The 12,284-nt window shown below is 54.6% G+C and carries 15 protein-coding genes; 14 read left to right on the top strand and 1 reads right to left on the bottom strand.

Going from position 1 to position 12,284, the window contains the following annotated elements:
• The 8 genes from D5281_RS22565 to D5281_RS22530 form a co-directional block, all read left to right on the top strand.
• The coding region (locus tag D5281_RS22565) for a DUF2815 family protein (protein ID WP_016227732.1) at positions 1–555 on the top strand (555 nt) is incomplete at its 5' end.
• Between the two features lie 66 nt (positions 556–621).
• Entirely contained in the window at positions 622–2,562 is a 1,941-nt protein-coding gene (locus D5281_RS22560; protein WP_160562190.1) for a DNA polymerase, read from the top strand.
• A 12-nt stretch (positions 2,563–2,574) separates the two neighbouring features.
• Complete coding sequence (locus D5281_RS22555) at positions 2,575–3,459, top strand: hypothetical protein (protein WP_160562189.1); 885 nt, start codon at positions 2,575–2,577, stop codon at positions 3,457–3,459.
• A complete protein-coding gene (locus tag D5281_RS22550) occupies positions 3,452–5,842 on the top strand; it encodes a VapE domain-containing protein (RefSeq protein WP_160562188.1) in 2,391 nt (796 codons plus the stop codon). The genes D5281_RS22555 and D5281_RS22550 overlap by 8 nt, the downstream gene beginning before the upstream one ends.
• Before the next feature lie 243 nt (positions 5,843–6,085).
• Complete coding sequence (locus D5281_RS22545) at positions 6,086–6,370, top strand: VRR-NUC domain-containing protein (protein WP_160562192.1); 285 nt, start codon at positions 6,086–6,088, stop codon at positions 6,368–6,370.
• The gene (locus tag D5281_RS22540; RefSeq protein WP_160562187.1) at positions 6,351–7,703 is read left to right on the top strand and encodes an SNF2-related protein; all 1,353 of its coding nucleotides are present in this window, start codon (positions 6,351–6,353) and stop codon (positions 7,701–7,703) included. Before D5281_RS22545 ends, D5281_RS22540 begins: the two co-directional genes overlap by 20 nt.
• Positions 7,700–8,188: a hypothetical protein gene (locus tag D5281_RS22535; RefSeq protein ID WP_160562186.1), complete on the top strand. Its 489-nt coding sequence runs from the start codon at positions 7,700–7,702 to the stop codon at positions 8,186–8,188. Before D5281_RS22540 ends, D5281_RS22535 begins: the two co-directional genes overlap by 4 nt.
• 99 nt (positions 8,189–8,287) lie before the next feature.
• On the top strand, positions 8,288–8,596 hold the full coding sequence (locus D5281_RS22530) for a hypothetical protein (RefSeq protein ID WP_277935555.1): 309 nt from the start codon (positions 8,288–8,290) through the stop codon (positions 8,594–8,596).
• A 28-nt stretch (positions 8,597–8,624) separates the two neighbouring features.
• On the opposite strand, the gene D5281_RS22525 is transcribed toward D5281_RS22530, so the two are convergent.
• Positions 8,625–8,903, bottom strand: a complete 279-nt coding sequence (locus tag D5281_RS22525; protein ID WP_160562185.1) for a hypothetical protein — start codon at positions 8,901–8,903, stop codon at positions 8,625–8,627.
• A 189-nt stretch (positions 8,904–9,092) separates the two neighbouring features.
• Between D5281_RS22525 and D5281_RS22520 the strand changes: the two genes are divergently transcribed.
• From D5281_RS22520 to D5281_RS22495, 6 genes are all read left to right on the top strand, one after another.
• The gene (locus tag D5281_RS22520) at positions 9,093–9,512 is read left to right on the top strand and encodes a hypothetical protein (RefSeq protein WP_103239351.1); all 420 of its coding nucleotides are present in this window, start codon (positions 9,093–9,095) and stop codon (positions 9,510–9,512) included.
• Between the two features lie 21 nt (positions 9,513–9,533).
• Positions 9,534–9,887 carry an HNH endonuclease gene (locus D5281_RS22515; RefSeq protein WP_160562184.1) on the top strand — a complete coding sequence of 118 codons (354 nt, stop codon included), beginning with the start codon at positions 9,534–9,536 and terminating at the stop codon, positions 9,885–9,887.
• A gap of 318 nt (positions 9,888–10,205) precedes the next feature.
• Positions 10,206–10,625, top strand: coding sequence for an RNA polymerase subunit sigma-70 (locus tag D5281_RS22510; protein WP_160562183.1), 420 nt, complete (start codon positions 10,206–10,208; stop codon positions 10,623–10,625).
• A gap of 1 nt (position 10,626) precedes the next feature.
• Positions 10,627–11,868, top strand: coding sequence for a site-specific DNA-methyltransferase (locus D5281_RS22505; RefSeq protein ID WP_160562182.1), 1,242 nt, complete (start codon positions 10,627–10,629; stop codon positions 11,866–11,868).
• Positions 11,861–12,040 carry a hypothetical protein gene (locus tag D5281_RS22500; protein ID WP_160562181.1) on the top strand — a complete coding sequence of 60 codons (180 nt, stop codon included), beginning with the start codon at positions 11,861–11,863 and terminating at the stop codon, positions 12,038–12,040. The genes D5281_RS22505 and D5281_RS22500 overlap by 8 nt, the downstream gene beginning before the upstream one ends.
• Complete coding sequence (locus tag D5281_RS22495) at positions 12,030–12,236, top strand: hypothetical protein (protein ID WP_277935556.1); 207 nt, start codon at positions 12,030–12,032, stop codon at positions 12,234–12,236. Before D5281_RS22500 ends, D5281_RS22495 begins: the two co-directional genes overlap by 11 nt.
• Positions 12,237–12,284 lie beyond the last annotated feature (48 nt).

The following is a 12,284-nucleotide window of genomic DNA, read 5'->3' as shown; positions in this document are numbered from 1 at the left end:
ATGAGTAATGAAAATGCAAATTTGACAAAAGTGATCGTACCGTGCAGGTTTTCCTATCTGCACTGCTGGGAACCCAATGCCGTGAGCGACGGGGACCCGAAGTATTCCGTATCGGCCATCATACCGAAGTCGGACACGGAGACCATTGAGAAAATAAAAAGGGCGATTGAGCAGGCGAAGAAGGATTCCGTCTCCAAGTGGGGCGGCAAGGTCCCGGCGAACCTGAAACTGCCGCTCCGTGACGGTGACATTGACCGCCCGGAGGATGAGGCGTATGCGGACAGCTACTTCTTCAACGCCAACAGCAAGCAGGCTCCGCAGGTGGTGGATAAAAACGTGCAGCCCATCCTTGACCAGTCGGAGGTATATTCCGGGTGCTACGGCAGGATCAGCGTGAACTTCTACGGATTTTCCACCAACGGCAATAAGGGCATCGCCGCAGGTCTTGGCAATATCCAGAAGCTGCGTGACGGGGAGTCGCTGGGCGGCAGGACGAATGCGGAGGATGACTTTGACGCGGTGGAAGTGGATGACGAGGAAGATTTTCTTGGATAAGGGAACCGGGGCGGCGGGTGACTGCCGCCCTCCATCCAAAATATCTACACAGGAAGGAGCCATGAAATGGGACGAATCTTAGCAGCCGACATAGAGTCATTTTCGGATGTGGATTTGGTCAAATGCGGGGTATACGCTTATGCGGACAGCCCTGCTTTTGAGATTTTATTGTTTGCCTATTCCTTTGACGGAGGGGAAACGCAGATCATAGATCTGGCACAGGGGGAGAAGCTCCCGGCAGAGGTGGAGGAAGCCATCTTTGACGTGTCAGTGACCAAGACGGCATACAACGCCAACTTTGAGCGCACCTGTTTATCAAAGCATTTCGGGAGGTACATTCCCCCGGAGTCCTGGCATTGCAGCGCGGTACAGGCGGCCATGCTCGCCCTGCCCCGGTCTTTGGAGGATGTTGGCAGGGTGCTTGGCCTGGACGAGCAGAAGATGAAGGAAGGGAAAGAACTGATCCGGTATTTCTGTGTTCCCTGTAAGCCCACGAAAGCAAACGGCGGCAGGATACGGAACCTCCCCCGCCATGCGCCGGAGAAGTGGGAGCTGTTCAAGACCTACTGCAAAAGGGATGTGGACGTGGAGAAATCCATCCGCAGGAAACTGCACAATTTCCCCATCCCGGAGAGCGAGATGGAACTGTACCGCTTAGACCAGCGCATCAATGACCGGGGCGTGCTGGTGGATATGGGGCTGGTAAGGAATGCGGTTTCCTGCGAGCATCTCCATAAGGAGGTGGTGACGAAACGCGCTTATGAACTGACGGGCTTGGAGAACCCCAATTCCGTGGCGCAGCTAAAAGGCTGGCTTGGGGATATGGGGATGGAGGCGGAGAGCCTTTCCAAGAAAGCGGTGGCGGAGATGATAGCGGAAACGGACGGGGAAGTGGAGGAACTGCTCAGACTCCGGCTGCTGATGGCGAAAACATCCGTGAAGAAATATGAGGCTATGGAGAGGAGCGTCTGCTCAGATGGCAGGGTACACGGGATGTTGATGTTCTGCGGCGCAAATAGAACGGCCCGATGGTCCGGCAAAATCGTACAAATCCAAAATCTTCCAAAAAACTATCTCCCCGATCTGGAACTGGCAAGAGACCTTGTGAAGCAGGGGCGTTTTGAAGATATCGAATTATTATACGATTCCACACCGAATGTTTTATCAGAATTAATCCGCACAGCCTTTATCCCGAAGCCGGGATGCCGCTTTGTGGTGGCGGACTTTTCCGCAATCGAGGCAAGGGTGCTGGCATGGCTTTCCGGGGAGCAGTGGCGTCTGGATGTGTTCACTTCCCACGGGAAGATTTATGAAGCATCGGCATCCTCCATGTTCCATGTGCCGATGGAGGAGATTACCAAAACCTCCCCGCTCCGGCAGAAAGGGAAACTAGCGGAGCTTGGCCTGGGCTTCGGCGGGGCGGCTGGGGCTCTCATCTCAATGGGGGCATTGGATATGGGGCTGACAGAAGAGGAACTTCCTCCGCTCGTGGCAGCGTGGCGGAAAGCCAATCCCCATATCACACAGTTCTGGTGGGATGTGGATGCCGCCGCAATAAAAGCGGTCAGGGAAAAGCAGAAAACGAAAGTCGGAAAAATCATTTTTGAATATAAGAGTGGGATTTTATTTATCACACTTCCTTCTGGGAGAAAGCTGTCCTATGTGAAACCACGGATGGCTGTAAACAAGTTCGGCAGGGACGGGCTGACCTATGAGGGTATTTCTGAAAATAAGAAGTGGAGCCGGATAGAGACCTACGGCCCCAAGCTGGTGGAGAACATCGTGCAGGGGACAGCGCGGGATTTACTGGCGGAGGCGATGCTCCGTGTGGAGGAAAAGGGATACCCCATCGTGATGCACTGCCATGATGAGATCATAGCGGAAATGCCGGAGGGCACCGGCTCTGTGGATGAGATGTGTGAGGTTATGGCGGTACAGCCGGAGTGGGCGGAGGGGCTGCCATTGAGGGCGGACGGTTACCAGTGTAGTTTTTATCAGAAAATGTAGGAGGAGAAATTTATGGATTTAAGTAAATGTGTTTGCACATCAGACCTTGAGGTGCTTGACCTGGATGACCCAGGTGCGGATATGTGGTCAGAAGTATGGAAAAAACCCTGCGGCTGGGAGAACCTGGACCGTATTGTCGTGGACGAGGATGAGGCTGACGCGCTTGTAGGGCAGTTGGAAGGGATGCCCTATGAAGGCTCGGAGCTGGTCATGAACCCGGCGCTGCCTGAATTTACGTGCATTGTGCGGAAGGAGGGCAGACAGGAGGAGACGCTGGTGGCTTTCAAGAAAACGATCCTGCCGCCCGAAGGACCGTCCTATGAACAGGGCGGCACAAAGGCTTATTCCCGCCATGCTATTGACGCATACGTCCATATCAACAACGGGGGAAGCCATGCGGACGAGATCATATCAATAGGGCAGTTCATCTTCTCAAAGGGCGGGGAAAAAGTCACATCGACCTATTCCCATATTGTATGGACCCGGTACGACAATTCCATGCTTGCGGACGGGCAGGCCAATGCGGAATTCAGCAGGAATGTAAAGCTGCTGTACATGGCTGTGCAGAAAGCCCTGTATGACCGCCCGTCCGTGTTCGTCACCGGGCAGGGGAGGCCGGCTGTCAGGCATGAGGGCCGGGGGAAGGGCAGGAAGAAAGAGGAATTCCGCAAGGTGAAAGCTGTCCGCATGATCCGGCTGTCCAAAGAGGAAATGGCAAAATACTGTGCAGAGAGCAGGAAGATGAGCTGCCCAAGCTGGGGAGTCATCGGGCATTGGCGGAACTGTAAATCGGGCAGGAAGGTATGGATACACCCTTACCGGAAGGGGCGCGAGCGGAACAATCCGGGGCAGTATGCCGCGAAGGAATATGAGATCGGAGGGACGGGGAATGCGTAAATTATCAATCGCCTATGGCAGTAGCTGCCATGCAAAAAGATGGGTGAACCAGCAGGTCACCTTTGACGAGCTGTGCGAGCGCCTTTCACAAACGGTGCGGACGCCGGAAACAGTGGAGGAATACCCGAAGCTGCCGAAGTCCGAGCGTGACCGGGCAAAGGACAAGGGCGGCTTTGTAGGGGGAAAGCTGAAAGGCGGGCGGCGCAAAAGGGACATGGTGGAAGGGCGCTCCATGCTGACGCAGGATGCCGACCATGCGGGCATTGGTTTCATAGACAGCTATGAGATGCTCTGCCCTTATGCCTCATGCCTGTACACGACCCACGGGCATACGCCGGAGGCTCCGAGGGTGAGGGTGGTGGTCCCGCTCACAAGGGACGTGACGCCGGATGAATATGCCGCCATATCACGGTTCTTTGCGGCGGAATGGGGGATAGACCAGTTCGATGAATGCTCCCACCGCCCGCACCAGTTGATGTACTGGCCGACCACGCCTGCGGACGGGGAATATGTGTTTAAACGCTGTGACGGGGAGTGGCTCGACCCGGACAGGTACCTTGCGGCGCATCCGGGGTGGCGTGACTGCGCCGGGCTTCCGCATTCCGTCCGTGAGGGAGGCATCGTGGAGAGGGGCAGGAAGCAACAGGAGGACCCGCTGGGGAAACAAGGCGTGATCGGGGCGTTCTGCAGGACTTACGGGATAAATGAGGCCGTCCATGTGTTTTTAAAGGATATATACCAGGAAAGCGAATTGCAGGGACGTTTTGACTATATCCCTGCGGATTCTTCTGCCGGGGTGGTGGTTTATGACGATGTGTTCGCCTATTCCCATCATGCCACCGACCCGGCCTGCGGGAAGCTGCTGAATGCCTTTGATCTTGTCCGCATCCATAAGTTCGGCGGGTTGGATGAGAAAGTGCCGGAAGACACGGAGGCGGCAAAGCTGCCGTCTTTTAAGGCAATGTGCGATTTTGCCGTAAATGATGAAAACGTGAAGATGACCATTGCTGGGGAGCGGATGGAGATAGCGGAGAAGGAGTTCTCTGGGGAAAACGGGAACTGGCTGAAACAGCTTGAATATGAGAAACGCTCCACTGTGGTAAAAAACACCCTGCGGAATCTGCTGCTCATCTTAAATAACGATGAAAAGCTGAAAGGCATCGTGTTCAACCAGCTCAGTGACGGCATGGAGATAAAGGGGGAGGTGCCGTGGGAGCATCCGAGCCGCTTCTGGCGGGATGCGGACGATGCACAGCTTATCTCCTATGTGGACCTTACCTATGGCACGTTCTCCGCAAGGAACTATGACATTGCGGTGACGAAGGTGGCGGATGACCGCTCCTACCACCCAATCCGGGAGTTCCTCGCCTCCCTGCCGGAGTGGGATAAGGTGCCGCGGGTGGACACCATACTGGTGGACTTCCTCGGCGCGTCCGACAACGCCTATGTCCGTGCGGTGACCCGCAAGACCCTCTGCGGCGCAATCGCAAGGGTGATGAACCCCGGCTGTAAGTTTGACACCATGCTGGTCTTGAATGGCCCGCAGGGGAAAGGCAAGTCCACGCTGATATCGAAGCTGTGCGGCGAGTGGTTCAATGACTCCCTGCTCTTAAATGACACGAAGGACAAGACGGCGGCGGAGAAGCTGCAGGGCTACTGGATTCTGGAGATCGGGGAGCTGGCGGGGCTTAAGAAGACGGAGATCGAGACGCTCCGTGGCTTCCTCTCCCGGCAGAACGACATCTACCGCGCATCCTTTGGGCGCAGAGCTACCCCGCACCCCAGGCAGTGCGTGTTCATCGGCACCACCAACGCGGAGAACGGGTATCTGAGGGATACCGCTGGGAACCGCCGTTTCTGGCCGGTAAAGACGCCGGGGGATGCCGCCCGCGCCTCATGGGAGATGACGGAGGAGGAAATCCGGCAGATATGGGCGGAGGCGTTAGTCCGCTATAAGGAAGGGGAGCCCCTGCACCTCGATAACGAGCTGGCGGGCATGGCGCTTAAGGAGCAGCAGATCGCTATGGAGGTGGACGAGCGGGAAGGCATGGTGCGTGACTACCTTGAGATGCCCCTGCCGGAGCGGTGGGATAAGATGGATATCTTTGACCGCAGGAACTATATCTGCGGCTCCGAGTTCGGCGGGGAGCGTGAGCCGGGCGTGCGTAAGCGGGAGCGCGTCTGCAACATGGAGATATGGTGCGAGTGCTTCGGCAAGGAGCGCGGGAACCTGAAACGGCAGGACGCCAATGAGATCAGCGCCATCATGGCGAACATCGAGGGGTGGAAGAAAGCGGACAATAAGGTGCGCTTTCCGATCTATGGCATTGTGCGCGGGTATTGCCGTGACAGGGATGCAAAAGCAAAAAACGGAAACGCATAAATGAAAGTGCAACGGAACAGGGAGTTGCTGTTGCTTTGAATGATGCCGGAAAAATGGAATATATGCAACGGCCGGGAAAGCTGTCAGACAGGGCGTTAGCAGTCATTGGTTGCTTATGTTGCTGATACTTACTTATATATTGGAATGTATAAATATATAGTAGTGTGCAGGCGTAAACGCACAAATGCGCTATATACGCGCGAGGACAGCTTTCCGGCAAAGGCGGAAAGGAAAGACGGTTTTATGGATGAGGAAAGCAGGATAGAGCGGCGGTTAGCCGTGTCAGTAAAAAAGATGGGAGGCATGGCGGTGAAGTTCACCTCACCCGGTTTGGATGGGGTGCCGGACAGGATCGTATTGCTGCCTGGGAAGAAAATAGCATTTGTGGAGTTGAAGGCTCCGGGGAAGAAGCCGAGGCCATTGCAGATAAAAAGAATGCGGCAGTTGGAGTGTTTGGGATTTCCCGTTTTTGTGATTGATGGCGTTGAGCAGATCGGAGGTGTGCTGGATGAGATATGTGCCACATGAATATCAGGAGTATGCAAAAGAGTTTATTATAAGCCATAAGGTGAGCGCATTGTTTTTGGATTGCGGTCTTGGAAAAACGGTGATCACTCTCACCGCCATATGGGAATTACTGTTTGACTATTTTGACATCCGAAAAATACTGATTATTGGCCCTCTCCGGGTATCAAGGGATACATGGTCTGCGGAACTGGAGAAATGGGACCACCTTTCCGGGGTTGGGATGTCCGTGGCACTTGGTTCCGAGAAGGAGCGGCTCTCGGCGCTTGGCAGGAAAGCGCAGGTGTACGTCATCAACAGGGAAAACGTGGAATGGCTTGTAAACGAGAGCGGCATCCCCTTTGATTTTGACATGGTGGTGATCGATGAGCTTTCGTCCTTCAAATCCCACAAGGCGAAGCGGTTCAAGGCACTAAAGAAGGTGCGCCCGATGGTGCGGCGCATCGTGGGGCTGACAGGGACGCCCGCGCCGAATGGATTAATTGACCTTTGGGCGGAGATCGGCATCCTTGATATGGGGCAGCGGCTTGGGCGGTTCATCGGCGGCTACCGGGAGCGGTTCTTCGTGCCGGACAAGCGCAGCCGGGAGATGGTGTTTTCCTATAAGCCCAGGGAGGGTGCGGAGGATATGATCTATGAACTGATCTCTGACATCTGCATCAGCATGAAGGCTGTGGATTATCTGGATATGCCGGAATGCGTCTACAACCGTGTGGAGGTCATTCTGACCGAAAAGGAAATGGCGCTTTATGAACAGTTGGAACGGGATATGCTCCTTCCCTTTTCGGACGGCGACATTGACGCGGTGAACGCGGCGGCTCTCTCCAACAAACTTTTACAGATGGCGGACGGCGCGGTCTACGATGAGAACGGGAATGTAAAACACATCCATGACCGCAAGCTGGAAGCATTGGAGGATTTGGTCGAGGCGGCGAATGGCAAGCCTGTGCTGATTGCCTACTGGTATAAGCATGACCTTGACAGGCTGAAAAAGCAAACCGGGGCTGTGGAACTGGACACGGCGGAGGATATGCAAAGATGGAATGCCGGGGAAATCCCGGTTGCGGCGATCCATCCGGCATCGGCGGGGCATGGGCTGAACCTGCAGGCGGGCGGCTCCACGCTGGTGTGGTTCGGGCTGACATGGTCATTGGAATTATATCAGCAGATGAACGCAAGGCTGTGGCGGCAGGGGCAGGAGGAGACGGTTGTGATCCACCATCTGATCTCCAAAGGCACACTGGATGAGCGGGTGATGGCTGCGCTGGAGAAAAAGGACTGCGGGCAGTCGGCACTTGTGGATGCGGTAAAAGCGAGGATTGGAGGCGTGGAATGAAAGCAGGGGAAAATCTGTTTGATAAATACCATCAGTGGAAAAAGGACAGGATAACGCTTGCCTTTGAACTGTCGAGGTTTGAAGGGGTTTCCACGGATGAGGTGATAGAGTCCATGTGCCTTTCCCGCCCCCAGGACGAGCGGGTGCAGACCAGCGGGGTATCTGACAGGACGGGGAAAACGGCAGTCTATTACCGTAAGGTGGCGGAGAGCATGAATGATGACTGGTATGATTATACTTTCCGCAAATACCAGTATGTGAAGGAGGAGATAGAATTCTTTGAGTATGCGGTCAGCAGGCTGAGCGGGCGGCTGCCCGAAGTCATCCGGGACATGGTGGTCAACGGGATGCAGTGGAAAGAGGCGGCGGCAAAGTATGCGGTGAGCGAGGCCATGCTGACCAAGTACAGGAGGAAGGCGCTGTCAGAGCTGGCGGCGCTGTATGAAGGCAGGGCGAAGCATACGGAGGAATACCTTTTAAGCTGACAGGTTAAGTAATGGTTAAGTAAGTGTACCGAACTGGTTTCTTGAAAAGGAAAAAAATATGTGTTATCTTTATGATGCGGAAAAGTGTAGGGAGCCCTGTTGGAGAAGCCATGGGGCTTTTTTCACGCCTCCGCACAGGGCAGCGGGCTTTATCCTTTCACCGCTGTCCTTTTCTTTTGCGGAAAGGGTGGAAAGGAGTTACTGATGGATTGTTTTGCAAAGAATGAAAACGGGAACTGCAACATTCTGCGCTGTGGGAAGTGCCAGGGCGGGACCTGCCACTTCCATAAGACGAGGGAAGAACAGGCGCAGTCATTGGAGAAAGTGAGCGAGAGATTACGGAGCCTGCCGGAGTACCAGCAGGAGGCCATCGCTGATAAATATTACGGCGGCGTGAAGAAATGGTGATGTTTTCCTTCACTGCCGCCCGTCTGCTTTACCCGCTGTTCACAAAGCGGTAGAGGGAAAAGCCGTCCTTAAGGCCCTCGCGGTAATAAAACTCGTTTTCGCGGGCAGCCCTGCGGAATGCCTCCGTCTGCATCCCCTTTAACAGTTCCCGGTCATCTTCCGGGAGGCTGTCAAGGATGCGCCGGAACTGTGCATCCCTTTCCTGCCTCTCTGCCTTTTCTTCTTCTGTCGGCTCTTTGTTATTGCGCCGGAAGATAAGGTCCATCCGTTCTATGATGGTCTGGGTGAGGAATTCCCCGTCCGTCATGGCGCGCCACCTCCTTTCGGGAGACAGTTTAAAACAGGAGGGGCGCAGCAGCCAATACCAGATAGTGACAAAGAAAGCGGCGGTATTTTAAGCATACTGCCACTTAGGAAGATAAGCGTGAAACCACCTTGCCATAAACGGGATTCAGAGTTAAAATGCCCACACCAAGAAAGGAAGGGAGGTTTTAGCATGATGCCGGAAGGCTGGGAGGAAGCGCTGGAGATGGCGGAGCGGTACCGGGATTATTTCTCGGAGCGGGATGCGGACATCGCGCTTGGCAGGAGCGGCACACATTTCTTTTATGTGTATGACCGTGAACACGGATATTTTGAAGTGTTCCACACATTCCATACGGCGGCGGAGCTGGAGGAACTGATCTTAGGGACGCTGGCAGAGGATTTGGAATGCATGAACGCGGTGATGGCGGAGAACCTGCATGAGCGGTTCGATCTGACGGACATCAACGAGACGCTGGACAATTACGCGCCGCGGTTCCATATGCACACGCTGGCGGAGCAGCTAAAGGCTGTGGCTGGTGAGCAGGAGAAGTGGGGCAGGATGATGGCGCAGACCTACAGGGCGCTGTGCGGCAGGCTGCCGCAGGAGTAAACAGGAAGGAGGCGTACAGCCATGCCGAGGAAACCGATGAAACCATGCAGGCATCCGGGATGCCCGAAGCTGACGGACGGGATGTACTGCACCGACCACGCAGGGCTGCACGCCTCTGACCGTGCCAGCGCATCCGTCCGTGGATACGATGGCCGGTGGGAGAAAGCACGGAAACGATTCTTGAAAGCACATCCCCTCTGCGTGAAATGCATGGAGCAGGGACGCCTGGTGAAAGCAACGGTTGTTGACCACATCATCCCACACAGAGGGGATGCAGAGCTGTTCTGGGATGAGGCAAACTGGCAGAGCCTTTGTAAGAGCTGCCATGACCATAAAACCATGACGGAGGACCGCTATCAGGTGTTCCATTACTGACGGTTTCCGTGATGGTTCTTTTTCTTTCATATTTCGACAATGCACAACATTTCCCGTGGAAATCTGCATGGGGAAGGGGGTCGAGTTATCTCCACAACTGTCGAAAAATAGCGACCGCCGCCCCCTCAGACGCGCGTTTTCGCAAATTCGCACAGGGGGGATAGGAAATCGCCCCAAAATCTTACATAAACATTGATTTTTCAAGGCTTTCAGGCACTTTAGTTTTGCGTGAAAGTACCGAAAAACCCATGTTTTTGGGCTTAAAAACCATCAAAAAACGCTGGTTTTTGGCCTTTTTTTGATGGAGGTGGAGGGAAAATGACCGATTTTGAGGCGGCGCAGGTGAAGGAAATGCGCCTAAAGGGCATGGGCTACCGTGCCATTGCGGAGGCGCTGGGGCTTTCCCGCGACATCGTCCGCAACCACTGCAAGGCAAAAGGGATGGGCGGCTATGTGGCGGCAACCGTGAAGAACCTGCAGGAGCGGGAGGTGCAGAACGGCATCTGTATCTGCTGCGGGAAGGAAACGGCACAGGCGGGGACGGGCAGGCCGAGGAAATTCTGCTCAGAAAAATGTAGACGGCAGTGGTGGAAAGCGCACCCGCAGGAGGGGAACAGGAAAGCCATTGTCACAAAGAAATGTGAATGCTGCGGCAGGGAGTTTTCCTTCTATGGCAGCAGGCATCCGAAGTATTGCAGCCATGACTGCTACATCAAAGCAAGGTTCTGGAGGGATTGAAATGGAGTTTAGACGTCTGAAAATAGCCGACCTTATTCCGGCGGCATACAATCCGAGGAAAAAACTGAAAAAGGGTGACAGGGAATATGAGAAGATCAGAAACTCCATCACGGAGTTCGGCTATGTGGAGCCGGTGATCGTCAACTCAGACATGACCATTGTGGCAGGACACCAGAGAGCCACAGTCCTCACGGACTTAGGCTATGAGGAGATCGACTGCATCGTCATTGACATTGACAAGCAGAAGGAGAAGGCGCTGAACATCGCCCTCAATAAGATCACGGGCGAATGGAACAAGGAGCTGCTGGCAGACCTTATCGCCGACCTGCAGGATTCGGACTTTGATGTGTCCTTCACCGGCTTTGAGCCGCCGGAGATCGAGCAGCTATTCAATTCCGTCCACGATAAGAAAGTGACCGAGGATGATTTCGACATTGACGCGGAACTGGAAAAGCCCGCCGTGGCAAAGATGGGCGACATCTGGACGCTTGGGCGGCACAGGCTGGTGGTAGGCGATTCCACCCTGCCGGAGACATACGATGTGCTGATGGCAGGGGCGAAAGCGAACCTTGTGGTGACGGACCCTCCGTACAATGCAAATTATGAGGGGACTGCCGGGAAGATCAGGAATGACCACATGGAAAACGAGCAGTTCTATAACTTCCTTTTCGCCGCATTCGTAAATATGGAGCAGAACATGGAGCAGGACGCATCCATTTATGTGTTCCATGCCGACACCGAAGGGCTGAATTTCCGCAGCGCATTCAAGGCGGCGGGCTTTTACCTTTCCGGGTGCTGCATCTGGAAGAAACAGAGCCTTGTGCTGGGGCGGAGTCCCTACCAGTGGCAGCACGAGCCGTGCCTGTTCGGATGGAAGAAGGGCGGCAAGCACAACTGGTATTCCGACAGGAAGCAGACCACCATATGGGAGTTTGACCGCCCGAAGAAGAGCGAGCAGCATCCGACCATGAAGCCCGTGGGCTTGGTGGCATACCCCATCAAGAATTCCAGTATGAGCAACTGCATTGTACTGGACCCTTTCGGCGGCTCCGGCTCCACGCTGATCGCCTGCGAGCAGACGAACCGCATCTGCTACACCATAGAACTGGATGAGAAGTTTGCGGATGTGATTGTGAACCGCTATTATCAGGATTTTGGCTCTGCGGAGAATGTATTTGTTGAGAGGGACGGGGTGAAAATCCCATATTCAGAACTGATGGGGGAGGCGGCGGGCAATGAGTGACAGGGAACTTTTCATTGAGATATTCCGCAGGATACATGGTCTTGGCGGGTGTGACGCATCGGAATCATTCAGCCGCGGATGGGATGCGGCGGTGGCTTCCTGCGAGGATGTGCTGACGGAACTGACGGGCATCACCTGTGACGACCTGGACGGGGGTGAGGATGATGGATGAAAATGGGAAACTGACGCTGGGCAGCCTGTTCTCAGGCTCCGGCGCTTTTGAGCTTGGCGGTCTGCTTGCCGGAATCCGCCCGGTATTTGCTGCGGAAGTGGAGCCTTTTCCTATCCGGGTGACCACAAAGCGGCTGCCTTTCGTGAAACATTACTGTTGCCGCCCATTTATTCTGGCTTCAAATAAATCTGATTGATTGTCACAGAATTAACCGATATAATGACATCAGCATAGAGAAAGAGAA

Origin of the sequence: Parablautia muri (assembly GCF_009917485.1) — a bacterium.
In the GTDB taxonomy this organism is placed as follows: Bacteria; Bacillota; Clostridia; order Lachnospirales; family Lachnospiraceae; genus Suilimivivens; species Suilimivivens muri.
Note: the sequence above shows the minus strand (reverse complement) of the source record. Positions and strands in the feature narration are given on the sequence as shown.